Annotated in this window: 18 protein-coding genes; 11 read left to right on the top strand and 7 right to left on the bottom strand. The window is 52.7% G+C overall.

Annotation, left to right across the window (positions count from 1 at the left end; all coding sequences use genetic code 11):
* Positions 1-67: 67 nt before the first annotated feature.
* The 3 genes from FH603_RS07350 (at position 68) to FH603_RS07340 (ending at position 2,396) form a co-directional block, all read left to right on the top strand.
* Positions 68-1,594 (top strand): aldehyde dehydrogenase family protein, encoded by a 1,527-nt coding sequence (locus FH603_RS07350; protein WP_186736817.1) that lies wholly within the window; start codon positions 68-70, stop codon positions 1,592-1,594.
* A gap of 85 nt (positions 1,595-1,679) precedes the next feature.
* Entirely contained in the window at positions 1,680-1,991 is a 312-nt protein-coding gene (locus tag FH603_RS07345) for an EthD family reductase (RefSeq protein WP_186736816.1), read from the top strand.
* A 21-nt stretch (positions 1,992-2,012) separates the two neighbouring features.
* Positions 2,013-2,396 (top strand): DUF779 domain-containing protein, encoded by a 384-nt coding sequence (locus FH603_RS07340; RefSeq protein WP_186736815.1) that lies wholly within the window; start codon positions 2,013-2,015, stop codon positions 2,394-2,396.
* Between the two features lie 200 nt (positions 2,397-2,596).
* On the opposite strand, the gene FH603_RS07335 is transcribed toward FH603_RS07340, so the two are convergent.
* Positions 2,597-5,029 carry a TonB-dependent receptor gene (locus tag FH603_RS07335; protein WP_186736814.1) on the bottom strand — a complete coding sequence of 811 codons (2,433 nt, stop codon included), beginning with the start codon at positions 5,027-5,029 and terminating at the stop codon, positions 2,597-2,599.
* Between the two features lie 292 nt (positions 5,030-5,321).
* A complete protein-coding gene (locus FH603_RS07330; protein ID WP_186736813.1) occupies positions 5,322-7,607 on the bottom strand; it encodes a GH92 family glycosyl hydrolase in 2,286 nt (761 codons plus the stop codon).
* Positions 7,608-7,905: 298 nt separating this feature from the next.
* On the opposite strand from FH603_RS07330, the gene FH603_RS07325 reads away from it, so the two are divergent.
* Positions 7,906-9,420 (top strand): amidase, encoded by a 1,515-nt coding sequence (locus FH603_RS07325; RefSeq protein WP_186736812.1) that lies wholly within the window; start codon positions 7,906-7,908, stop codon positions 9,418-9,420.
* A 40-nt stretch (positions 9,421-9,460) separates the two neighbouring features.
* Here FH603_RS07325 and FH603_RS07320 read toward each other — a convergent pair whose 3' ends face one another.
* The 3 genes from FH603_RS07320 to FH603_RS07310 all read right to left on the bottom strand — a co-directional run bounded on the left by FH603_RS07320 (position 9,461) and on the right by FH603_RS07310 (position 13,958).
* Positions 9,461-10,696 carry an MFS transporter gene (locus FH603_RS07320; protein ID WP_186736811.1) on the bottom strand — a complete coding sequence of 412 codons (1,236 nt, stop codon included), beginning with the start codon at positions 10,694-10,696 and terminating at the stop codon, positions 9,461-9,463.
* A gap of 129 nt (positions 10,697-10,825) precedes the next feature.
* Complete coding sequence (locus tag FH603_RS07315; protein WP_186736810.1) at positions 10,826-12,523, bottom strand: sodium:solute symporter family transporter; 1,698 nt, start codon at positions 12,521-12,523, stop codon at positions 10,826-10,828.
* Positions 12,524-12,710: 187 nt separating this feature from the next.
* Positions 12,711-13,958, bottom strand: a complete 1,248-nt coding sequence (locus tag FH603_RS07310; RefSeq protein ID WP_186736809.1) for an MFS transporter — start codon at positions 13,956-13,958, stop codon at positions 12,711-12,713.
* Positions 13,959-14,164: 206 nt separating this feature from the next.
* On the opposite strand from FH603_RS07310, the gene FH603_RS07305 reads away from it, so the two are divergent.
* From FH603_RS07305 to FH603_RS07290, 4 genes are all read left to right on the top strand, one after another.
* Positions 14,165-15,766: a serine hydrolase gene (locus FH603_RS07305; RefSeq protein ID WP_186736808.1), complete on the top strand. Its 1,602-nt coding sequence runs from the start codon at positions 14,165-14,167 to the stop codon at positions 15,764-15,766.
* A 147-nt stretch (positions 15,767-15,913) separates the two neighbouring features.
* Positions 15,914-16,567, top strand: a complete 654-nt coding sequence (locus FH603_RS07300) for a DUF4142 domain-containing protein (RefSeq protein WP_186736807.1) — start codon at positions 15,914-15,916, stop codon at positions 16,565-16,567.
* A 178-nt stretch (positions 16,568-16,745) separates the two neighbouring features.
* Positions 16,746-17,297, top strand: coding sequence for a gluconate 2-dehydrogenase subunit 3 family protein (locus tag FH603_RS07295; protein ID WP_186736806.1), 552 nt, complete (start codon positions 16,746-16,748; stop codon positions 17,295-17,297).
* Between the two features lie 219 nt (positions 17,298-17,516).
* Entirely contained in the window at positions 17,517-19,229 is a 1,713-nt protein-coding gene (locus tag FH603_RS07290; protein WP_186736805.1) for a GMC oxidoreductase, read from the top strand.
* Between the two features lie 173 nt (positions 19,230-19,402).
* On the opposite strand, the gene FH603_RS07285 is transcribed toward FH603_RS07290, so the two are convergent.
* Positions 19,403-21,208, bottom strand: a complete 1,806-nt coding sequence (locus FH603_RS07285) for an acyl-CoA dehydrogenase (RefSeq protein ID WP_186736804.1) — start codon at positions 21,206-21,208, stop codon at positions 19,403-19,405.
* Between the two features lie 152 nt (positions 21,209-21,360).
* Here FH603_RS07285 and FH603_RS07280 point away from each other — a divergent pair, with 152 nt between their 5' ends.
* Both FH603_RS07280 and FH603_RS07275 read left to right on the top strand, forming a co-directional pair.
* Positions 21,361-21,885 carry a DUF2911 domain-containing protein gene (locus FH603_RS07280; protein WP_186736803.1) on the top strand — a complete coding sequence of 175 codons (525 nt, stop codon included), beginning with the start codon at positions 21,361-21,363 and terminating at the stop codon, positions 21,883-21,885.
* Between the two features lie 268 nt (positions 21,886-22,153).
* Positions 22,154-23,020, top strand: coding sequence for a hypothetical protein (locus FH603_RS07275; protein ID WP_186736802.1), 867 nt, complete (start codon positions 22,154-22,156; stop codon positions 23,018-23,020).
* Position 23,021: 1 nt separating this feature from the next.
* On the opposite strand, the gene FH603_RS07270 is transcribed toward FH603_RS07275, so the two are convergent.
* The gene (locus tag FH603_RS07270; protein WP_235985439.1) at positions 23,022-23,936 is read right to left on the bottom strand and encodes an SDR family oxidoreductase; all 915 of its coding nucleotides are present in this window, start codon (positions 23,934-23,936) and stop codon (positions 23,022-23,024) included.
* A gap of 95 nt (positions 23,937-24,031) precedes the next feature.
* On the opposite strand from FH603_RS07270, the gene FH603_RS07265 reads away from it, so the two are divergent.
* Positions 24,032-26,014, top strand: a complete 1,983-nt coding sequence (locus tag FH603_RS07265; protein WP_186736801.1) for a sialate O-acetylesterase — start codon at positions 24,032-24,034, stop codon at positions 26,012-26,014.
* Positions 26,015-26,027: the final 13 nt, after the last annotated feature.

The raw sequence follows: 26,027 nt of genomic DNA, 5'->3' as shown, positions 1-26,027 counted from the left end.
CAATCAAATTTTGAATAATATGGGCAAACTTTGTAACTAATCCAATTTTAACTTTTCTACGAATCAAATGGAAGTCCTAGAAGCACCCAGCAAACTTCTGCCCCGGCCGCAGTTTAAAGCTCAATACGAAAACTACATTGGTGGTCAGTGGGTAGCCCCGGTAGATGGCGAATACTTCAACAACATGTCGCCAGTCGATGACAGCCTGATTGCCCGCGTACCCCGCTCCAAAGCCGCCGATATCGAACTGGCTGTAGATGCCGCCCATAAAGCATTTGCTACCTGGTCGAGAACATCGGCGACGGAGCGCAGCAATATCCTGCTCCGGATCGCCGACCGGATTGAGCAGAATCTGGAGTTTCTGGCCCGGGTCGAAACGGTCGAGAATGGCAAAGCGGTTCGGGAAACGATGGCCGCCGATCTACCCCTGGTAGTCGATCACTTTCGTTACTTCGCCGGTGTAATCCGGGCCGAAGAAGGGGTGGCTACCGAACTGGATGCCGACACGGTATCGATGATTATCAAAGAGCCGCTGGGTGTGGTTGGCCAGATCATTCCCTGGAACTTCCCGCTGCTGATGGCAACATGGAAGCTGGCCCCTGCGCTGGCGGCTGGCTGCTGCGTGGTGATGAAACCCGCCGAGCAAACCCCAATTTCAATTCTGATCCTGATGGAAGTCCTCGAAGGACTCATTCCGCCGGGCGTTATCAACATCGTGAATGGCTTCGGACCGGAAGCCGGTAAACCCCTGGCGCAGTCGAAACGCATTGCAAAAGTGGCCTTCACGGGCGAAACCACGACGGGTCGTCTGATCATGCAGTATGCATCGGAAAACCTGATCCCGGTAACGATGGAGCTGGGCGGTAAGTCGCCAAACGTATTCATGGAGTCTATTGCCGATGCCGACGATGAGTTCTTCGACAAGTGCGTAGAGGGTGCGGTCATGTTTGCGCTGAATCAGGGAGAAATCTGTACCTGTCCATCGCGGCTGCTCATTCACGAACGGGCGTATGATCGCTTCATCGAGCGTGTTATCGAGCGTACCAAAGCGATCAAGATGGGTCATCCCCTCGATCCGGAAACGATGATGGGTGCTCAGGCCAGTAACGACCAGTACGAAAAAATTCTTTCCTACATCGATATTGGCAAACAGGAAGGTGCCGAAATACTGACCGGTGGTGGTCCTGCTACGATGGTTGGCGACGGTCTGGAAACGGGTTATTATATCGAGCCAACAATTTTCAAGGGCAACAACAAGATGCGGATTTTCCAGGAAGAAATCTTCGGACCGGTTGTGTCGGTGGCTACGTTCAAAGACAGCGCCGAAGCCATTGCCATGGCCAACGATACGCTTTATGGGCTTGGCGCGGGTCTCTGGACACGGGACGCCCACGAACTGTATCAGGTTCCACGTCAGATTCAGGCGGGCCGCGTGTGGGTCAACTGTTACCATAACTACCCGGCTCACGCTCCGTTTGGCGGCTACAAGAAGTCAGGCTTTGGTCGGGAAAATCACCACATGATGCTCAACCATTATCGTCAGACCAAAAACCTGCTGATTTCTTACAGCAAGAACAAATTAGGGTTCTTCTGATAAAGGGTAAGAGCGAAAGCGGGTTATTTTTGTTCATTGGATACGCTTTCGCTCTTACATTTTTTTATTCGTTTATTTCTCCGTTATGATACGACTCACAGTACTCTACCCCAAAACAGAAACCAGTCAATTCGACCTGGATTATTACCTCGACAAGCACATCCCATTAGTGAGAGAACGGTTAACGCCTTTCGGTCTGGTGGGTGTCGATATGCAGGAGGGGCTGGCGGGTGGCGCACCAGATTCGTTACCGCTATATGCCATGATTACCGGGCTTATCTTCAACACGACCGATGAACTCGAAACCGGTATGGGTACCCACGGGCCCGAACTGCTGGGCGACATTCCTAATTTCACCGATGTTCAGCCGGTAACGCAGGTCTGCCGGACACTGTAGCCCTACAAACTCAATTTGTCTATGATTTCCCAAACGATTGCCCGGGTAGAGGTCACACCAGCCGCTGCCGATGTCATTGCCAAACTCCGTTCACAACATGGACCACTTATGTTTCACCAGAGTGGCGGGTGTTGCGATGGCTCCTCGCCGATGTGTTATGCTGAGGGCGATTTTATTGTGGGCCGGTCTGACGTATGGCTTGGACAGATCGAAGGATGCAATTTTTGGATGTCGGAAGACCAGTTCGAATATTGGAAACATACCCACCTAACTATTGATGTTACCCCCGGTCGGGGCGCCAGTTTCTCACTGGAGATTCCGATGGGTATTCGGTTTTTGACCCGCTCCCGGATGTTCGCGCCGGAAGAAGTCGACCACCTGACACCCATCCATACCGGCGAGTAATGCCTGTTACCCGGAAAGCCCCGCAACGATTTATCCGTTGCGGGGCTTTCCGGTATCTGGGATCCGGGGAATTTACAGGTCTACCCGAAAATCGGTCGCCCGTCGGGGTGCCAAACCGCCGGTTGCGTTGGTGAGCTATTCACAGGATTATGGTTAAAATAGCCGCGCAACAACGATTGTTTTCCTGCCGGGTTAAGCGTTTAGAATCGGTAGGACAGGGTTGTTATGAACTGACGTGGCGGAATAGGCATAATGCTGTACCGGTCGTGAATCAGATAGTTCAGCTCATTGGTGATGTTGGAGAGCTTGGCCAGCAGTGAGATCTTCCGGTACGTGTAGCCCGCCGACACATCTAAGGTGGTGAAACCATTGAGCGGAATCAACCGGCTAAAAGCTGGTGTCTGACCGTAGGTGTTGTTGTTGCCGCCGTTGCGGGCACCCGTGTAAAAGGCCGAAGCGCCCAGTTTCAGGCCGCGCAGCCGGGGCAGGTCGAAGGTATAGAAGAGGGTTGCATTGGCTGTGTGCGCCGGGTTATTGATTAACCGTTCGCCTTCGATGAAAGACCCCTTAACCGGCGATGTTTTGGTATACCGCATGTAGTTATAGCCATAGCCGGTAATGAAGTAAACGTTCTTCGACAGGTTACCGGTGATGTCGACTTCCAGACCGTCGCTGGTGGTCTGTCCCGTAAATTCTTTTACGTTCGCATCGATGTTCGGTGTACCATCCAGTCTGACGGCGGCCATCTGGGCAAAATCGCTGTTGACGATATGATAGACACCCAGGTTGGCCGAGATAATACCATTGAACAGGTCATTTTTAATCCCGGCCTCAAACTGATCGACAATGGATGGCTTCAGAATCTGTCCGTAAATGTCAAGCCCGGTATTGATGGTGAAGTTGTTCGAATAACTACCGAATAACGATGTCGTTCGGGTTGGCTGGTAAATCAGCGCCACTTTGGGCGAGAACGCGCCATCGATTTTCGTTTCGGCAGCGCCCCGCGTCTCAACCTGATTGGTCAGGTTAAGGACGGTTGTTTGTACCGTTTTCTGCTGCGACCACCGCAGGCCCGCCAGCACTTTGAGCTTATTGGTGAGGCTGATCAGATCCTGAGCATAAAGACCCATCCGAACCGATGGTGATGTGGTTCTCGAAATAGCGTTGGCATCCGGAATGTCGGTGCGCCGTTCGTATTTGTTTGGATCAAGGATATTGAACTTATCATAGATCGGCACGGCCACGCCGTTGCTCGTAATCGTAAATGCGTTGCTGGTACTTACGATACCTACCAGATCGGTTCCTGCCAGCAGCTGATGTTCGATAGAGCCGGTACTGACGCGCCCGTTCAGGTTCAGCTGACCCGTGTAGTTCCGTTCCGATGTTTGTGTCCGGCTCAGAGACCGGTTCCAGTCGCCGTTGGCGGCAATGTTGTTATTGGGTATGCCCGCGCCGTAAGCACTTACTTTCGTATCCTGAGCAGCCCCGATAGCGGTAAGCTTCCAGTTCGTGTTGAATGCGTGATCGATGTTGATCGAGCCAGAAGCCTGGTCTACCTTATTGTACGCCCACAGCGTATTGATGAACCGGGACCGGGGAATGGTGGCGGGAATGACCGCATCCTGATTCTGGTTCAACGAGCCTACGCCGTTGTCGGGCGTCAGGTTCGATTTCAGGTAATCGCCCTGTAGCAGGATCGTCGTCTTCGAACCCAGTTTATAGAGCAGTGATGGATTGACGTAGACGCGGTTCGATTTCACCACATCCCGGTAACTCTGTGCATTTTCATAGGTACCAACTACCCGAAAAGCCAGGTTTTTCGATAACGGCCCGTATACGTCCACAATTGGCTTGTAGAGGTTATAGCTGCCGACACGCATGGATACTTCGCCCCCGGAAGTGAATTTGGGCTTTTTGGTCACCATGTTAATGATCAGTCCACCCGACACGTTACCGTACAGCAGCGACGAGCTGCCTTTCAGCACTTCGATCGATTCCAGGGTGCTGGCTTCCGGGAAACCCATCGTATTGGACAGCACGCCGTTTTTGAAGATACTGCCACCTGCTCCGGCAATACCGATGCTGTACCCACGGGCAGAAAACGTTTCGGCCACACCACCGCGCTGCTGCGTCAACGACACCCCGCTCACGTTCCTGAGGGCGTCGCCCAGGCGGGAAATTTGCTGATTTTCAATGACAATGCTGCTGACAATACCCGTCATCTGAGGCAGGTCCAGCGGAGCAATGGGCGCTTTACCCAGCGTTACCGTTTGTTTGGTTCCCGTCACCTCGACTTCAGTGAGCTGATCGGCATTTTCGGTCAGTGTAAAGTTGGCTTCGGCAGTCTGGCCAGCGGTGACGGTAATCTGCTTTTCCTGAGGAACCAGCCCTACAAACGTGATTCGTAAGGTATAGGTACCCTCGTTGATGCCCTTTATCAGATAAGCACCATCCTCGGTAGTAATAGCTCCTTTGCGGACTTCCTTAAGCCCAACACTGACGAACGAAGCCGGATTGCCATCACTGGACGTTACTGTACCCCGAATAGACCCCTGACTCTGCGCCATCGCATGACGACTAACGCCCATATAGGCAATGACCGTGAAAAGAAAAGAGTAGTAAAGTGGTTTCATTTATTTAGAATAATTATAATCAAGTGCAAAGCTAGTAGCAGGTGTTTGTAAGTCAAGACTTATTTAGAAAAATTCTTAATAAAAATAGATACAGTATAGATTACCCTTTCGTTTGTCGACCATTCAGGCCTATGTCCCCTATCATATAGGCAAAGGTTATTGCTGATAGATCAGGCCGTTTATGCATGAAAAAGCCGCGTCGGGGTCAACTTCCCTAACGCGGCTCCCTGGAGGAAATAAATAGTATTCGTTTCTAACGCATCGGTTGCGCCAGTTGGCAAACGCAGCGGCTTTACTTTATGGTTGGTTTGGCGCTCATGTAAAACACTAATTTTCCTCCTTTCAGAATATCCGAGTGCGTGATAACCGGCTGGGAGAGTGGCTTGCCATTCAACAGCACTTTTTGGACATACACATTCTTATCGCCCTGATTGATGGCTTCGATGGTAAATGTCTGTCCATTTTCCAGGTTCAGCCGGGCGCTCTTTACCAGCGGGCTACCCAGTGAATAGGCCTCAGAACCAGGCGCTACCGGATAAAATCCCATGGACGAAAACAGGTACCAGGCGCTCATCTGACCACAATCGTCATTGCCACCCAGCCCGTCGGGTGTAGGTTTATACTGCTTGCTGAGAATCATGCGGATACGCTCCTGGGTTTTCCAGGGCTGATCGGTCCAGTTGTAGAGGTAAGCAATATGGTGAGCCGGTTCATTGCCGTGGATATATCCGCCAATGATTCCTTCGCGGGAAATATCTTCGGTTTCGGCAAAAAATTCATCCGGCAAATGCATCGAGAACAGGGTGTCCAGACGGGCGGCAAACCGGTTAGGGCCACCCATGTACTCGACGAGGGATTTTGGGTTCTGGGGCACGAAGAAGCTGAAATTCCAGGAGTTGCCTTCTATGAATCCCTGCCCGTCCGTCTTATATACGTCGAATTCTTTCTTGAACGAACCATCAATCAGCCGGGGCCGCATGAACCCAATCGACTTGTCGAACACATTTTGCCAGTTCTGGGAGCGCTTCAGGAAGGTATCATACACGTCGGTCCGGTTCAACTTTTTGGCCAGTTGGGCAATGCACCAGTCATCATAGGCGTACTCAAGCGTATTGGAAACCGAGGTGCCGTTGGATGAGGCAGGCACGTAGCCCCGATCGATGTAGTCGCCAATGCCTTCATACTCGCGCCGATTGGCGGTGGCTATACAGGCATCGAGCGCTTTCTGGGTGTCGCCTTTAAATACACCCTTGACGATGGCATCGGCCAGGACAGATACGCTGTGGTAGCCGCTCATACACCAGTTCTCGTTCGCGTAATGCGACCAGACCGGCAACATCTTCAGCGTACTCTGGTCGTAATGGTTCAGCATGGATTGGACCATGTCACTGTTACGGGCAGGCTGGATCAGGTTGAAAAACGGGTGCAGCGCCCGGTAGGTATCCCAGAGTGAAAACGTCGTGTAATTGGTAAACCCATTCGCCTGATGAACCCCCTGATCCAGCCCTTTGTACTGGCCGTTGGCGTCCATGTACATCGTTGGGTTGATGAACGAGTGGTAGAGGGAGGTGTAAAAGTTTACTTTGTCGGTTTCCGACGCGTCGATCTGAATCTTGTTCAACTCCCGGTTCCAGTCTGCCTGCGCCTTGGCTTTGGTCTGCTCGAAATTCCAGCCCGGGATTTCGGTTTTCATGTTGGCGAGTGCATTCTCCTGACTAACGGGCGACAGGGCCATCTTCAGTTTTATCTTCTCGCCATCTTCGGTATTGAAATCGAAGTACATGCGTATGCGCTTGCCCGCTATCTCCGGAAAGTTTCTGGTCTGGTCGAACTTCCGCCAGAAGCCTTTGTAGACCTGGGCCTTATCCAGATTCTTCTGGCCGTATGCCTTGAACGGTTTCGAAAAGGACAGCGCAAAGTAGACGGTTCGGGTACGGGCCCAGCCATTCGTTTGCCGGTACCCGGTTATCAACGAGTCGTTAACGACCCGCACATACGTCCAGACGACCTTGTCTTCATAATTGTAGATGCCCGACGTCAGGTCGAGCAGGATGTGCGACTGGTCTGATTTGGGAAACGTGTACTGGTGAAAGCCTACCCGGTTAGACGCTGTCAGCTCGGCTGTTATGGAATGATCGTCGAGCCTGACTTTATAATACCCCGCTTCGGCCACTTCGTTTGCGTGCGAAAAAGCCGACCGGTACCCGCTTTTTGGGTTTGCGGCCACGCCCGGATTGAGTTGCAAAGCCCCCTGAGTAGGCATGATCAGGAAATCACCGAGGTCAGAATGGCCGGTGCCGCTGAAATGCGTATGGCTGAAGCCAACGATCGTTTTGTCCTCGTATTTATAACCTGCGCAATACTTGTAAACGTCCCCGTTATACTTGCCGTTCAACTCATATGACAGCGTATCAGTATCGGGACTTAACTGGACGGACCCGAACGGTACCGTAGCTCCCGGATAGGTATGCCCCATCTTTTCGGTGCCAATGAGCGGGTGTACATAAGGCACAAGGTTCTGCTGAGCGAAGGAAACTAAAAAAAGAAACTGGAAAAGGATCGTAAATGTAACGTTCATCTTTTTTTTAGATAGACCCGGCTTACCGGTAATACGGCGAAAAAGGTACGAAAAGCTTTCGTAAGCGCCCCATGGTGAGCGATAGACCTATGGTTTTAATGCCTTTTTTGCCGGTATAGTGTAACGATCACAGCTTTTGTGAAAGTAAAACCAACAGTCAACTCTCTTCCAGTGCCCGGGGTATGACCATGACTAAGTAAACAGGGTAGTAGCGTTGATGGCGTATGGGCCTATCGTAGTATGTCTGTGCGCCATCAGACTTTAGCAGGTATCCCATTCACGACTGTCCCGTCAAATTATGCAAACGTCCCGCCCACCCGCTTTGACCTTCGCCGAATACAGTAAGCACGACGCAACCGCATTAGCGGAACTGGTCCGTAAGGGCGAAGTTACCCCCGTCGAACTTCTCGAAACTGCCATTGCCCGTGCTGATGTCGTCAATCCGAAGCTGAACGCTATCGTCACGCCCTTATATGACAAAGGACGCGACATGGCGAAGCAGTTGCCGACAACGGGTTCTTTTCGGGGGGTACCGTTTTTGTTGAAAGATCTGGAGCTGGAGTGGGCCGGAACACCCCTCAGATCGGGCTGCCGGGGCTACGGGAACTACGTTTCGCCAATCGATAGCGAGGTGGTGAAGCGACTGAAAGCGGCCGGACTGGTATTGTTCGGAAAAACCAACACGCCCGAGTTTGGCCTGACACCGTATACCGAATCGAAACTGTACGGTCCTGCCCGTAACCCGTGGAAACCAACCCATTCGCCGGGCGGGTCGAGTGGGGGATCGGCTGTGGCGGTGGCGGCAGGGATTGTACCGGCAGCTACCGCTTCAGATGGGGGTGGATCTATTCGTATTCCCGCTGCGTGCTGCGGCCTGTTTGGCCTGAAACCCTCACGTGGACGGGTTACGCTCGGTCCCAATTTTAGCGAGATGTGGGGTGGAGCGGTAGTTAGTCATGCTATTACGCGCTCCGTCCGCGACAGTGCCGGATTGCTCGATGCTATAGCAGGCCCCTTTACCGGCGATCCTTACGGTATTGCTGCGCCTGAGTGGCCCTTCGTGCAGGAGGTACGCCGGGAGCCGGGTCATTTGCGGATTGCCTTCTCAACGCAGGCCCTGATGGAAGCGCAGCCCACCGATCCCGTTTGTGTGAAGGCCGTTCAGGATACGGCCCGGCTGCTCGAAAGTCTGGGCCATACCGTGGAGGAGGTGCCACTGCCTTACGAGAAAAGTATCGTGACGAAGGCGTTTTTCCTGAATGTGCTGAGCGAAACAGCCGCTACCCTGCGGGATCTGGCCGAGTTTCTGGGCCGGCCGGTCCGGCGCGACGATGTCGAGTTGAACACATGGGCGCTTAGCCGGATGGCGGCCAGCTACTCGGCTGAGGACGTCGCTTATCAAAAACGACGCTGGAACACGCTGAACCGAAACATGGGGCAACTCCATGAAACCTATGACGTATTCCTAACACCGACCCTGCCTCGTCCGCCTATTGCCATCGGTACGTTTCAGAACACGGCAACGGAGGAGCGGATGCTCAAACTAGTTGACGCCGTGAGCGGACTTAAATACCTGAAAGGGTCTAAACTGGTCGATGAACTGGCCGAAAAGTCGCTCAATTACATAGCGTATACAGTCATCACCAACATGACGGGGCAGCCGTCGATGTCGGTACCACTCCACTGGTCAGCCGACGGGTTGCCCATCGGTGTCATGTTCGCGGCAAAACTGGGCGACGAAGCAACGTTATTGCGGTTAGCGGGGCAACTGGAACAGGCGCAGCCGTGGTTTGAGAAGCGGCCAGCCCTATAATGAGGCCCCCTTTGTAACGCCGTCGTCACGGCGGTATCTATCACTCAGTATAATCCAGCTCTTTGCCAAATGTTTCTTCAATGGTGGCCAGCGCCCAGAAACCGATGAGGAAACAAACGGCGGCTACAACTGCACCAGCGCCCAATACGCCAATGGCCGGTTTCATCGCCTGAAACGCCGGAATGGTTAGCAGGGTCGTTGCCCGGACATTGTTGGCAACCGACGTGGTGGCCGTAGCGCGTAAATTAGTGCCGAAACTCTCGGCAGTAACGGTCAGGAACATGGCAATGTAGCCGATGCCGAAGCCCATTCCCATGCATACCACATAGAAGACGTCGGCCGACCGAATGCCGCCGAATAAATACACGCCGACGAAGACGAAGGTTAGCCCCATCATGAGTCCGATGGCTTTCCGGCGCGACCGGAACCACTGGCTAAACAAGCCACTCAGCAGGTCGCCAACAACGGTTCCTACGTAAGTAAACATGACGCAGCGCCCCGGCTGAATGGCATCGGGAATGCCCAGTGCCTGACCAAATTCATTGCCAAACGTAGCCAGAATACCAATGACGAGATAAGTAGGTACGGCCAGCCCCATGCAGCGCAGGTAGCGGCCTAACCGACCGCCCCCTTGAAACAGGGCCCAGAAATTACCCCGCGCAATACCTGTTTGCTGCACCCGCCTGAACATCGTCGACTCCAGCACGCTTACCCGGAGAACCAGCAGGGCCAGGCCCAGTCCGCCCCCGATGAAATAGGTCGTGCGCCAGTCGAAAAGTGTGACGGTAAAGTAGGCGACTACGGCCCCTAGCAGGCCCACGCTGGCTACCAGCGACGAGCCATAGCCACGGAGTTCTTTCGGCAGAATCTCGCTGACGAGTGTAATGCCCGCGCCCAGTTCACCCGCCAGTCCTAACCCGGCCACCAGACGCAGGATAGCATAAAGCTCCGGGTCACGAACGAAGCCGCAGGCGATATTGGCCAGTGAATAGGTAATGATACTGCCGAACAGAACCGACAGTCGACCGCGTTTGTCGCCCAGGATACCCCACAGGATACCGCCCATTAACAGACCTGCCTGCTGGTAATTCAGGATGCGCCCACCAATGAGGGAGGTATCGGCATCCGACAGCCCGAGGTCTTTCAGGCTTGGTACCCGAACGATGTTAAAAAGCAACAGGTCATACACATCCACAAAGTAGCCCAGCGCGGCAACGATTACCGGCAGGGCAAACAAGGGACGCAGGGAAGCCGGTGGTGGCGTAGTCGTTTGCATGGGTAGCCGACAAATGAAAAAAAGAAGTTCAAAAAAGAAACGGATGAAATCGATTAAATCTGGATATCAACCTCGTGCTATCCGTTTTAATCAATTTCATCCGTTCAATCTGTGTTCCACCGAATACGCTTACCAGAACCGAACGTACAGGACGGTAACGAGCAGCAGGATAATAACCGTCAGGGCCGTAGCGGCTGGCTGGAGTTTAAACATGCTGGCATCGATGGCAAACGCTTTGGGGTTGATGACCGGTCCTGTCAGACTGATGGCTACCATGAGCAGAATGGTAAAGACAAACGACCAGCCCATGCAGATCAGGAAGGGTATTTCGAAGCCGCCGTTCCCGTTGGGGTAAGCCGTATAAAGAATCGTTTCGTTGCCAAATAAGGCCGGTGCGTAGTTGTTGAACAGCACCGCCAGGGCAAAACCACCCAGGATACCCGCTACCGCAGCGGCACCCGTCGTGCGTTTCCAGAAGAAGCCCAGAATGAACACCGCGAAGATAGCGGGGCTCAGGTAGCCCGTATATTTCTGGATGAACGTAAAGCCGCCTTCCTGCCCGATACCCAGTGCATCCTGCCAGGTAAGCGCAATAGACAGCAGCATGGCAGCAAAAATGGTGACCCGGCCTACCCATACCAACTGCTTTTGGGTGGCGTCTTTCTTGATGTATTTCTGGTAAATATCGAGCGTGAAAATTGTCGATATCGAGTTGGCTTTACCCGCCAGCGACGCTACGATGGCGGCTGTTAGGGCGGCCATCGAGAGGCCCTTGAGACCATTTGGCAGGAAAGACAGAATCGCCGAATAGGCGTTGTCGGCGAGGAGTTTACCGCCGGGTGCCATCTCGTTTTGCAGACTGCCGTTTTTATACAGCACGTAGGCTGCAATACCAGGCAGCATCACGATCAGGGGCATGAAAATTTTCAGCAGGGCCGCGAAGAGAATACCGGTACGGGCTGTTTTCAGGTCGGCACCCAGGGCGCGCTGGGTGATGTACTGGTTGCAACCCCAATAGTTGAGGTTCACGATCCAGATACCAGCGAAGTACATGGCCAGGCCGGGCAAGGTCAGGTATTTATTGATGTCGACCTGCGAGGTATTCGGACCTGGCTTTTCAAAGATCATGTGGAAGTGATCGTCGGCGTCGGCCATCATGGCAGAGAAGCCTGAGATGACATCGTTGCCGAGGCCAAACTTCTGACTCACCAGGGTGAGCGCGATATAGGACGTTACCAGACCGCCAATAATGAGGACCGCTACCTGTATAACGTCGGTATAACCAATGACTTTCATACCCCCCAGGGTAATGAAAATGGCGAATATACTGAGTCCGATAACGATGGGGTGGAAAGAGTCGGCACCAACCAGCGTACTGATGGCCAGCGCACCCAGAAACAGGATCGAGGTCAGGTTGACAAATACGTACAGAAACAGCCAGAAAATAGCCATGATCAGGCTGACCGTTTCATTATACCGCGTTTTTAAAAACTGCGGCATGGTGTAAATGTGATTCTTGAGGTAGATTGGCATGAACCAGACCGCCACGATAATCAGGGCGAGGGCGGCAAACCACTCATATACCGCAACGGCAATACCAAAGGTGAATCCATTGCCCGACATGCCAATAAACTGCTCGGCTGAGATGTTCGACGCAATCATTGAGGCTCCAATGGCCCACCATGTCAACGATCCTTCAGCCAGGAAAAAATCTTTTGTTTCAAGACTGGTCGTCTGTTTTCGCTTGTAAATCCAGTACCCGTAGGACGATACCCCAATGAAATACAAGATAAAAATAATGTAGTCTGTCGTGTTAAGTTGGTTCATTGCTGCACGCAAAAAAGAGAGTTGTAGGGATTAGCCCGTAAAAAAGCAACTATTTCTCCAAATAGGCCTTATTTCAGCTGTAAATCATTTCGCAGAATATCTGCCGGGAGGTAATCGTAAATGATAACTCGTTCGTTTTACGCCTTTTATCTAGAAGCAAAGTAGATTTATCCGCGTCGTCGTCGAGCTACTCGACAAAATCCATGTCTTTGCCATACGTCTCCTCCATGCGGCTGAGCGACCAGAAAGCTAGTCCGTAAACGAGCAAGCCCAGGAGGCCAGCCGATACCAGTGCGCCCAAGCCTGGCTTTAGTGCCTGAAAAAAGAGCGTCATTGGAATCAGGAGCCCCCGTACAACGCTTGGTGCCGAGGTGGTAGCCGTAGCGCGCAGATTGGTGCCGTAGCTTTCGGCAACGGTCGTCAGGTACATGGCGATGTAACCCGTGCAGAAACCCGCCAGCAAACAAACGGTGTAAATACCGCTGGCGGTACTGATACCGCCGAAAAGATAGACCGTACTCAGCAGCAGGCTGAAGATGAGCAGCAGGATGATGGTCCTGAGCCGCGACTTCAGCCACTGACTCAGGGGCCCGCTCAGCAAGTCGCCCCCTGCCAGTCCAACATAAATCATCATCACACAACGGCCCGGTTTAATAACTTCGGCAATGCCCAGCGCCTGCCCGAACTCGTTGGCAAACGTGCCCAGGATGCCGACAATGAACCAGGTGGGTAGCCCTACGGCCACACAGCGCAGGTATTTGAGGGCGTTAGGCCAGCTGCTGAAGAAGTGAAAGAAATTGCCCCGCCCCACACCCTGGTGTTCTGTTTTCATTCGGCTGAACAGACCCGACTCGAACACACTGACCCGAAGCAGCAACAGCGCCAGCCCCATGCCGCCCCCCACCCAGAAGGCCATGCGCCAGTTGAAGTACTCGACGGTGAAATAAGCTACGCCCGCCCCGAGATAGCCGATACCCGCCACGATCGACGAACCATACCCCCGGATTTCTTTTGGTAAGATCTCCGAGACGAGCACCATGGCGGCCCCGATTTCGCCCGACAGGCCCACCCCCGCCACAAACCGCAGAAGGGCATAGCTGTTCACATCCTGAACAAACCCACAGGCAATATTGGTGAGCGAGTAGGTAATAATACTGCCAAACAGGACCGACATCCGCCCCCGTTTGTCGCCCAGAACCCCCCAGAGAATACCACCCACCAGCAACCCGGCCTGCTGGCAGTTCAGGATGAATGTACCCGCCTTTGATACATCGGCTTCTGACAAACCCAGCGATTGCAGGCTTGGCACGCGTACGATGCTGAAAATAAGCATGTCGTAAACGTCCACGAAGAACCCCAGCGCCGAAACGATTACGGGTAAGGCAAACAACAGGCGTAAAGACGGACGGGTGGGGGTGGGCGAGAGGGCTTGCATTGATTGTGGCTGAGGAAACAACCTGGCTGAAAAATAAGAGTAGGCCTACAGGAATAAACCGGTTCTGGCCCGGTGATGCAGCAAGTTAGGGCAAACGGATGGATGTTGGGTGTACTCCGTTCAGAAAAGCGATTCACCTGGTCATTGGGGAGCCAGTGTAGGTCTTGTTCGGTTCGTTTGCTATTTTGGGGCAACAATCAGGCACTATGCGATCAATTCTGTTTATTTTTATTCTGTTTGGCGGTACGCTGGTCGTCCGTCCTCTGTTGGCTCAGAAAAAACGCGTCCCGGCCGATCCCGTTGCCCGTTACGACGCCTACGTAGAACAGGCTGTTCGGGACTGGCGGGTGCCGGGCCTGACCGTTACGGTGGTGAAGGACGGCAAAGTACTGCTCAAAAAGGGCTACGGCGTTCGAAAGCAGGTTGGAGCCGGGTCTGGGGCTCCCGAACCGGTGAACAGCCAGACACTTTTTGCGATGGCATCGACAACCAAAGCGATGACCGCGGCTTGCCTTGGTATGCTTGTCGATGAAGGAAAACTCAACTGGGACGATCCCGTTACGGATTACCTGCCCGATTTTCAACTGTACGACCCGGCTGTAACGCGTGATATCCGGGTGCGCGACCTGCTGACCCACAATGCCGGGCTGGGTAATGCTGATTTTCTTTGGTCGGCTATGCAGATCCCGGCCAATGAGATCCTACACCGGTTGCGCCTGATAAAACCGGCGTATTCGTTGCGGGCGGGTTTCATCTACCAGAACATTATGTATCTGGCGGCCGGGAAAGTTATTGAAAAGGTGAGTGGCCTGCCGTGGGACGTGTTCATCCGCCAGCGCATTTTTGAGCCGCTGGGAATGAGCCGCACCAGGGCTTTGTTTCGCGAGGTAACCGACGCCAACCGGGCCATGCCCCATGTGATGATCAACGATACCATTCGCCTGGTGGAGAGTCGGATCGAAGAGGGGTCGGTAGATGCCGTCGGGCCAGCCGGGTCGGTCTGGTCGTGTCCGGATGATCTGGTGGCCTGGATGCGGTGCATGCTCGACACCGCCCGGTACAACAGCGGTGGGGTCACTACCAAAGCATTACTAACCCCGGCCACCTGGGCCGAGTTGTTCCGGCCGCAGACACTGGTAACCGATGGCCAGTTTTATCCTACCCAGCAACTGACGAAACCTAGTTGGAAAACCTACGGCCTGGGCTGGTTTCAGCATGACTACCGGGGCCATCGGGTTAACTTTCACACGGGCAGCCTGACCGGAATGGTAGCTATTCATGGCCAGTTACCCGACCAGAAGCTGGCGGTTTACGTACAGGCTAACCTCGATCATGCCGAACTGCGCCATGCGCTCATGTATCGGGCCTTCGACGAATTTGGGCTGGACCCCACCGACGTCCGCACGGTCCATCGTGACTGGAGCACTGAATTTCGCCTGCTGTATGGCCGTTTGCAGCAGCGTGCGAAACTGGCCGAGCGCACCGCCGATAGCACACGGGTGATCAATACGAAGCCATCTCTACCGTTAACGGCCTATGCGGGTACGTATCTGGACCCACTCTACGGCAAGGTAGACGTTAGTGTGCAGCAGGGTAAACTCCACCTGTCGATAAACAACATGCTAACGGGAAGCCTGAGCCATTGGCATTACGATACGTTCCGGCTGACCTACGACCAATTCTGGAACGGTAGCGATACCGTTGGCTTTTTGCTCGATACCCAGGGTAACGTAGCTAAATTGAGTTGGGGCGGGGTTGAACTGGCGAAGGTAGTAGCCGGTAAGAACAACGCGCAGGCGGCCCGTTGACAAGGATAGAACGGACACAAAAGGGCCGTTCCATAACAGGTACATTAAGTCTACTCAAGTAATAGGCTTTTTCAGAACAGTCGGTCTGGCTTAATAGTTAGGAATCAGTAATGAGCCTATAGCCATTACTAACAGCCAAATAACGTTATGAAAAAGAAATCGATAGTGCTGGGATTAGCCATTGCCCTGGCAGCTGCGAACGGATCGTTCGCTCAACAAAACAGTGCCATGACCAACTCGGGTACAACAGGCATGGTAGGTAAAGAAAGTAAAGCAGAATTTGATCGGCTGAACAAGAAAGGGGCTGCCGACGTAGCGGCTATCCGCCCCACGAGTGCTAAACTGTCGAGTGCTGATCAGAGCCTGATGATGGAAGTGGCAAAAGGTGGAATGAAGCAGCTTGAAATGAGTAAAGTAGCCGTTCAGAAAGCCAGCAACGAAGCCGTGCGGCAACTGGCGCAGGCAGAAGTACAGGAGCAGACGGGCCTATCGGCAAAACTGAAAGAGATTGCCCAGGCAAAAGGGATCACACTTCCTGCTACGCCGGACGCTGAAGTACAGGCGGCTGTGAGCCGACTACAGGCTGTATCGGGTATGGCATTCGACCGGATGTATGTTACCGAGAGTGGTGTGAAGGGACACGAGAAGCTCGATTCTGTAATGAGTAAAGTGAAAAGCACCGCAACCGATGCCAACCTCAAAAGCGTTGCGCAGGTCGCTCATCCACTCGTAAAAAATCACCTGAAAGTATCGCGCGATATAATGACTAAAATGTCAGATGGGAATACTGGATCACGATAGATGATTAAAGTTTCATTAAATGCCGACACCGGAAACTGTAGGAACAGTTTCCGGTGTTTTTGTTTTATACAACGCTACAGTATCCCTAGGGTATACCCCTGTTTTAGCCGGATACAACAGATAATCACTGCTTTCTTTTGTATATTTGGAGGAGTAAACAGAACTAAAACGGAATCCTGTGGAACGACGTAGTGCTCTCATTACCTTAGCCGGGGCGGTTGCCGGTCTTGTTAGCTTACCTGGCTGGGCTACTGGCTGGTCGGCCGAAAGCATTCAATTGGACCGAGCCCTTGTTACCACCGATCAGCGCGATTTGCTGGCCGAAATCGTTGATACGATTATACCTAAAACAGATACGCCGGGTGCGAAAGAATTAAAGGTACACCAGTTGATCGAGAAGCTTGTGGCGGACTGCTCCGATAAGGCGGCCCAGGATACGTTTGCCAAAGGCCTTACCACGGTGGATGAACTGGCGCAACAGTCATTCAATAAGCCTTTCGCCAAAGGAGATGCTACCCAACGTATGGCGTTACTGACCCAGATGAGTCAGTCAACCGAGCCAGTGCAGAAAGACTTTTATGGATTGGTGAAGAACATGACCATTCGTGGATACATGAACTCTGAATACGTGATGACCAATCTCACAAACTTCCAGTTTATACCCGGCCATTATTATGGCTGTGTTCCTGTGTCGGCGAAAGCCGTTTCTCAACCCAAACAAGGTAAATAGGAGTGAAGTCATCTACTATAGGTGTAAGCCCCGGAAGTCGTAGAAGTCACAAGTCGTAGAAGTCACAAGTCGTAGAAGTCGCAAGTCGTAGTAGTCGTAAGTCGTAGTAGTCGTAAGGGGCCAACAGACTTTTATGTTTACTGCCTGCCACTTACGACTACTACGACTTTTACGACTTACAACCACTATGACTCCCTCCACAACCCCCTTCAACTTAGTATGTCATATTTGAATATCGACGCTCAGGCGTTGAATACATACGATGCCATTGTCATTGGCTCGGGCATCAGCGGAGGCTGGGCCGCAAAAGAACTGACCGGTAAAGGCTTACGCACCCTGGTGCTGGAGCGGGGCCGCGACGTTCGCCATATAACCGATTACCCAACTACCAACACCCAGCCGTGGGAGTTTGAGCACCGGGGGCAGCTAACCAGTGCTGTTCGGGATGCTAACCCGATCATCAGTAAATGTTACGCGTTTTACGAAGGCACAGAACAGTTCTTCGTGAAAGATGCCGAACATCCATACATACAGGAAAAACCTTTCGATTGGATTCGGGGCTATCAGGTAGGGGGCAAGTCATTGATGTGGGCACGTCAAACCCAGCGGTGGAGTGATTTCGACTTCGAAGGTCCCGCCCGTGACGGCTTTGCTGTCGACTGGCCCATCCGGTATGCCGACCTCGCGCCCTGGTACAGCTACGTTGAGCGGTTTGCTGGTATTTCCGGTAACAAAGACGGGCTGGCTACCTTGCCCGATGGTGAGTTTCTGCCGCCCCACGAGTGGAACTGTGTGGAAAGCCATTTCCAGAAACAGATCGCCAGCCGTTATAAAGACCGGCACGTGATTATGGGTCGGGCGGCTCATATCACGCAGCCCAAACAGATTCACTACGATCAGGGTCGGGCGCAGTGTCAGCACCGGACCATTTGCGAGCGCGGCTGTCCTTTTGGCGGTTACTTCAGCAGCAACTCATCGACCCTGCCCTGGGCAGCCAAAACCGGTAAGATGACCCTGCGGCCAAACTCGGTCGTGCATTCGATCATCTATGATGAGAAGAAAGGCCGGGCTACGGGTGTGCGGGTGATCGATACCAACACGAAGCAGATGACCGAGTTCTATGCCCGCGTTATTTTTCTGAACGCTGCTGCCCTGAACTCAAACCTTGTGCTGCTTAATTCTACCTCGAACCGCTTTCCGAACGGACTGGGTAACGACAGTGGTGTGTTGGGTAAGTATGCTGCCTTCCATAATTACCGGGCGGGCGTGTCGGGTGAGTATGATGGTAATCTCGACTCAACCACCGATGGACGTCGTCCCAACAGTCCTTATATTCCTCGTTTCCGCAATGTAGAGAAGCAGGAAATGGGCTTTCTACGGGGGTATGCGGCCGGTTTCTCAGCCGGACGCAGTTCACAGACGAACCGAGATGGGCTGGGGGCAGATTTGAAGAACAACCTGCTCAATCCAACGCTTGGTGGCTGGCATGTAGGTTCGCATATGATGGGCGAAACAATTCCAAAAGAAACGAACTACGTAGCCCTCGATCCAACCCAAAAAGATCCGTTCGGTATTCCGCAGCTGAAAATTTCCATCGCCTACGACGACAACGACGAGAAGATGGTAAAAGATTATCAGGAGCAAATGTCGGAGATGTTTACAGCCGCTGGATTTACCAATATCCAGGTGCGGGATGATAAGCGTAATCCCGGGCTCGACATCCACGAGATGGGGGGTGCCCGAATGGGTAAAGACCCGAAAACGTCGATCCTGAATAAGTGGAATCAGGTGCACGCCTGCAAGAACGTATTCGTTACCGACGGGGCCTGTATGACCTCAACCTCGACCCAGAATCCATCGTTGACCTACATGGCTATGAGCGCGCGTTCTGTCGACTTTGCGGTAAAAGCGATCAAGAAGGGCGAAGTATAAACTATAATGTATCAGGCATAAAAAAACGGCCGTTCGTGAGAGCGGCCGTTTTTTTATGCCCTGCCAGTGGTCCGATAGGACCCTGGTAGTGGCTACTGTCTTTAGTCTACAGCCACTACCAAGGTCTACGACCGGAACGCGGGACCGCACTGGCAGGGCTTTAAGTATGTTTATCAAAGTGCCAGTTCTTTCTCCGACACGATTGTCAGGACTTCGGTGTCTTTCAACCGTACGGCCAGGCCCAGCGTTTTGGGTACTTCGTAGTGGAAGAAGAACTTCATGGTATGAATCTTCCCCTCGTAGAACGTCAGGTCGTCGCCCTGTGGATTTTGCGTCAGGATAATCTGCTTGGCCACGACCGACTGTTTCAGCCACTGCCAGGCTACGACTACAATCCCGAACAACTCCAGGAACAGTGTTGCATCCGACAGGTAGCGTTCTGTATCACCTTTCATCGCATGGGGCAACAGGCTTGCCATAACTTCCTGAACCCGTTTCAACTCATCGGTTAGCTGATCGGCGTAGGGCTTCAACTCATCGAAGGTGCTGGCTTCGGCGATAGTCCTGCTAATTTCGGCGAAGAGCAACTGTGGCGCTTTACCGCCTTTCATGGTCATCTTCCGACCCAGCAGATCCTGCGCCTGGATACCGGTTGTGCCCTCATAAATGGGCGTGATGCGAATGTCGCGGTATAATTGCTCGACCGGGAAGTCCTCGGTGAAGCCATACCCGCCAAATGTCTGTACACTCTGGCTAACCGATTGTACGCCCATTTCAGATGGGTATGACTTAGCCACCGGCATCAACAGATCAAGCATCAGGAAGGCATTTTCTTTTTCTTCACCTTCTGCCACACTACTAATGTCATAGAGCCGGGCGGCTTCGATCAGCAGCGACAGCGAGCCTTCGGTTACTGCCTTCTGGAACAACAGCATCCGCCGAACATCGGGGTGGTTGATAATGGTTGTCTGGGGCGCATCGAGCATGTTCTTCTCGTTCAGTCGACGGCTTTGCGGACGTTCTCTAGCGTATTGCAGAGCCGCGTAATAGGCTGCTGTAGCGATGCCGGCCGCCGTCATACCTACGCCGATACGGGCTTCGTTCATCATCTGGAACATGTAGGGGAGACCCTGATGTGGTTGTCCAACGAGGTAGCCGACCGTATTATCATTGGAACCCATGGTAAGGTGCATGGCAGGAACCCCCTTCTGGCCCATCTTGTGATATACACCCGTGGAAGTAACGTCGTTATCGACAAATTGACCATTTCCATCGGGCCGGTACTTGGGCACGATAAATAGCGATATGCCTTTGGTTCCTTTAGGGGCGCCGTCGATGCGGGCCAGCATCAGGTGAACAATGTTGTCGACCGCGTCGTGGTCCCCCGCAGAGATAAACACTTTCTGGCCTTTTATCTTATAGGAGCCATCGGCCTGGGGGGTGGCCGATGTCATTACATCCGACAGCGACGAACCGGCTTGCGGCTCGGTCAGTGCCATCGTCCCCTGCCACTGGCCCGACAGCATATTGGGTACGTAGAATTCAGTCAGTTCCGGTGATCCGAACGACGTGATCAGGTGGGCTGATCCCGACGAAAGGCCCGTATACATCATGCCATTATTGGCTGCCATCAGAATAAAACCAACGCTGGCGCTGAGCATTTCGGGCAACTGCTGGCCACCGTGTTCAAAGGAAAACCCCGCGCCAATCAGACCGGCGTCACCCATGGCCTTCATAAACTCTTTCACCTTGGGGTGAACAGTTACCTGACCATTTTTAAGCTCGGGCTGATTTTTATCCACCTCTTTCAGATAGGGGTGCATGAGGGTGTCGGCAATGTAAGTGGCTGAATCGAGCACGAGATTGAAAGTCTCGCGGTCGTGAGCACTGAAGTACTCGTATTTGTTCAGCTCTTCGGCTTTAAATACGTCGTGCAGCAAAAACTGCAGGTTACGCTTACTGAAATATGTCGTTGCCATACAGGACGATCTGGTTTAAAACTGGTATGCTTGCATACTATTATAATGGTAAAAATACTGGAATTCCGGTTTATCTTTATATCAATCCCAAAAAACTATCGTTTACTTTACGACGTAAATAAGGCGTTACTTTAACAAACCAACTTTCACACATGAAAAATCTGTTTTTTGCCATTGCTCTTCTGCTTTCTACCGTGTCGCTGACACAGGCGCAGGATAAGAAGCCCCCCATGAGTCCTAAAATCACGGTTGAGAGCCCAGACAAAAATATCAAAGTGGTTTACGGGCAACCCTCCAAGCGCGGTCGGGTTATTTTTGGCGATGCCGGGCTGGAAAAATACGGTAAAGTATGGCGTACCGGTGCCAACGAAGCAACGGAAGTGACATTCAAAAGTGATGTTATGTTCGGTGGTAAAATGGTCAAAGCAGGTACGTACACGCTATACACCATTCCCGGTGAGAAAGAGTGGAGTGTCCTGCTGAACAGCACCCTTGGGCAGTGGGGCGCTTACGATTATGACAAGATCAAAGGCAGTGACGTTGCGATGGTAAAAGTGCCAGTCTCGATGAACAAAGCGCCTATGGAAAAACTGGTCATTACGCCTAGTAACAACAGCATCGCTATTGGTTGGGATAACATGACTGTATCTGTGCCGGTTATGAAGCACGGTAGCTAAATAATAGTACCGCATAGTTACTAATCTATTAAGTGGTGAACAGATAAAGCCTGGCTAATAAGTCAGGCTTTATCTGTTTTTAGATTATTGATAATCAACAGGTTAATCTTTATTTTGAGTAGCTTACTCTAGCGAAGTTTACCTACATGGAATGCAATTCATGTAAAAAGAGCGCTTTGTTTGATTATGGGTGAATAAAAAATGTCGTAACTAATTAACAAACAAACGTTTATCGCGTTATTTGCAGAAACCGCTAAGCCGACGTCACATGATAAGACATTACTTGTTTTGTTTACTAATCGGAATCGCTTTTTCGCCTGTTTACGGGCAGGGCGTTGCCGATTACTACCGGGCACCTGACCGCGGTACCCAGTACAACCGGCTGTTGACGCGCTACGGTGGCCCCAATATCCGTGACCGCTGGTATGTGTCGCTGGACGGTTTCGTTCGTACCGATCGGGCTCATATTGATAACTCCTTCAACGGCCTGATTCAAAGCGATCTCGTTACAAAAGCCGGTATTGGGGCTATGATTGGCTGGACATCCCGTGAACGGTGGTCAGTCGAGGGGGGATATGCCCGGATGCCTATTCATACGCAGGTATCGGTTCGGAACGGCGTTGCTCCTCTGGTATACCGGTACACGAATGGTCGGGATGCTTTTATCCTGCGGGGGAAAAGACTCGTTCTCTCTACCAGTGGCCCTTGGCTGCGGTCGGGTTTCTGGCTGAGCGGGGGTATGTGGCTGGTACCGAACGGTGGTCAGTCTGAGGGCCGTTTCTCGCTGATTGGTTACCGCTATCGGGGCCGGGGCGAGTCGCCCGACACGTTGCGTTTGCTGAGCCAGACTCGTACAGGTACACGCATGACGACCATGGCCGAACTGGGCGCTGAATACAACGTGCGGCTTAGCGATAATGTCGACCTTGGTTTTTCAATCCGCAAATTCTGGGGACTGGGCAGTTCCATCGTTACCGACGTTAACTATACCGTCAACCGGACGCTGGCACAGCAGGCGCAGCTGCAAGGCACAGGAACGGGTATGAACTATGGAGTAACGTTGCGGTACACCCTGGCCATCCAACGTAATTTCCCGAATGCGCTGGAAGTACGGGGTAAAGGACATATCAAGTAAGTCAGGGTAGCCAAACCGACCGGTAGTCGTCGGCAAACTGCCGAAACGTGATAGGAGCGCGCCCAAGTAGCCTACTTGTCTCGTTCGTTAGCTTGGCCGCTTTTCCTAATTTTGAAACCGTATACAAGGCCAGCATCACCAGCGTAAAGCCCAGCGGATTTTTTTCCTTCACCCATTTTCGCCACACAAACCGCAGCATGGATGGGTTACGGTAAGTGATCTGGCGACCCAGCACCGTTGTCAGCGTTCGGGCCACTTCGCTGTAAGTCAGCGCTTCGGAGCCAGTCAGCTCATACCCTTTATACAAGTGTTCGGTCGTCGAACTCGTTAGTGCCAGGGCTGCCACCGCCCCAATATCCCGCACATCGACAAAACTTGTCCGACCGTTTCCTGCCGGGACAAATATTTCATTTTGACGTCGGATCTCATCGCGGTGTATGGTACTGAGGTTTTGCATAAAAAAGCTGGGCCTCAGAAATGTGAACGGCAGGTTGGCTTCGACAAGGATTTTTTCAATTTTATGATGCGGGGTTACCGGGTTGTTTTCAACGCCCTGCAACGACAGGAATACGACCTGTCGAACGCCTGCCTGTTTCATCGCTTCTATGAACGGTTTGAAATAAACATCAACATCGGCTAACTGGGGTGGACGGACCAGCAACACCCGGCTCACCCCCAACAGCGCCCCCCTGAATGTATCGGCTTTGGTGAAATCGAGGGTTACAAACCCATCGGGTTGTACCGTCCATTCCGGTTTCGTTCCAGGCTGTATTGTGTCCCGTATACCGGCTATTACCTCAAACTCCTGCTTGCGGGAGTGCTTCATCAGTTCACGTATGGTCTCCAGCCCGACGTTGCCGCTGGCACCAGTAATAAGGATCCGTACGGCGGGTTGAGCAGGCATTTGTGATGTCATGTTCGTTGCCGGGTTTATGAAGACCTTGTGGTAATAAAAACTGTACTTTGTCTTTTTGTAAGGAGAAGCATTGTACTACTAAATCGTCAATATAGATGAAAGGTTTTAAATGGAGACTGCTCATTGTGGGTATACTGGTTGTGCAGACTGCGCTGGCTGAAGTGCGACTGCCGAAGGTATTTGGGTCGCATATGGTGCTACAGCGCCGGAAGCCAATACCCGTATGGGGATGGGCCGATGCTGGTGAAAAAATAACGGTGACACTGGCCAGCCAAAGCAAAACAGCCAGTACGGGGAAGGACGGTAAGTGGCGGGTTAGTCTCGACCCGATCGAAGCGGGCGGGCCGTTTCAGCTGGTGGTGCGCGGAAAGAAAAATACCGTTACCTACGACGATGTCCTGGCGGGTGAGGTTTGGCTATGCTCCGGTCAATCGAACATGGAATGGCCATTGATAGCCGCCATGAATGGAAAGGAAGAAATCAAAACGGCAAATTATCCACAGATTCGGCAACTGGCCGTCGGCAAGGCCATGAGCCTCTCGCTGGGCAGCGATATTGAAGGCGAATGGACAGTGTGCAGTCCGGCAACGGCTCCCGCTTATACGGCTGTTGGCTACTTTTTTGCCAAACAACTTCAAAAGGAATTGAACGTACCCATTGGTTTAATCAACTCGTCCTGGGGTGGTACCCATTCTGAGACGTGGACCAGCCGGGAAGCTATGAACCGCGACGAAGAGTTGAAGGCCGTAGCCGAAAAGTTGCCGGGTACCTATCAGGAAGTTGTTCAAAGTGGTACTGAGCGCATCAGGAAACTCCTTCAGCAGCAACAGGGTGGATTGCCTACCGTAGGCGAAGCGCAAACATGGGCTGATCCTAACCTGAACACGAGTGCCTGGAAATCCATGAATGCTCCCGGCGACTGGGAGTGGGGCGGTCTGCCAACGGTAGACGGTGTCGTGTGGTTCCGGCGGGAGGTCATGGTACCGGAAACAGGTTCGCTTAAAAACGTAAAGCTATCGATTGGCTCCGTCGACGATGATGATTCGACGTATGTGAACGGCCAGTTGGTAGGCAGTACCAAAGGGCTTCGGGCCAGAGCCTATGCGCTGCCCGATGGCTTGTTAAAGCCCGGTCGCAACGTTATCGTGGTTCGTGTTGCCGATAATGGTGGTGGAGGAGGACTGATGGGTACGGCAGAACAGCTTCGGCTGGTGGGCGATAATCTGGACCTGCCGCTGGCAGGTAGCTGGCAGTATCGGGTAGCATCCATAAATTCGTCGTCCTACAATCCGGGGCCCAATACGTATGCGACCCAACTATTTAATGCCATGATCAATCCACTGGTACCTTACGCCGTTGCTGGCGCTATCTGGTACCAGGGGGAATCGAACGCAGGTCGGGCGTATCAGTACCGGCGTACCTTCCCGCTCATGATTCAGGACTGGCGGCAGCATTGGAAAGAGGATTTTCCGTTTCTGTTCGTCCAGCTGGCCAGCTTCAACGCGTCAAACGGCGACAGCCGGCGGGGAAGTGCGTGGGCCGAACTGCGCGAGGCCCAAACGATGACGCTCCAGTTGCCTAACACGGGTATGGCAATTACGGCCGATATTGGCGAGGCCACCGACATCCATCCCAAAAACAAGCACGATGTCGGTAATCGCCTGGCTGCCGAGGCCATGCGGGTCGTCTATCGCAAACCGGGTGGCCCGGCAGGCGAGGTTCCAGCCGCTGAAGCATCTCGCGGACCTATGCTGGACAAAATGACACCGGATAAAAACCGGGCCATTCTGACCTTCAGGAATGCAGCCGACGGGTTGATGGTGAAAGATAAATACGGATACCTCAAAGGATTTGAGGTTGCGGGAGAAGATCAGAAGTTTTACTACGCCAAAGCCGACGTTCAGGGTAATTCAGTGATCGTACACTGCGATTCGGTGGCGGCACCCGTAGCCGTCCGGTATGGATGGGCAGATTATAACGGCGAGGTCAATCTCTTCAATAAACAGGGCTTTCCGGCTGTACCGTTCCGTACAGACACCTGGAAAGGAGTCACGGAAGCGGCCAGGTTTGGGCAGTAGTGTTGAGGGGGAT

This window comes from Spirosoma utsteinense (assembly GCF_014282275.1).
Lineage (GTDB): Bacteria > Bacteroidota > Bacteroidia > Cytophagales > Spirosomataceae > Spirosoma > Spirosoma utsteinense.
This window is presented reverse-complemented; position numbering and strand designations above follow the sequence as displayed.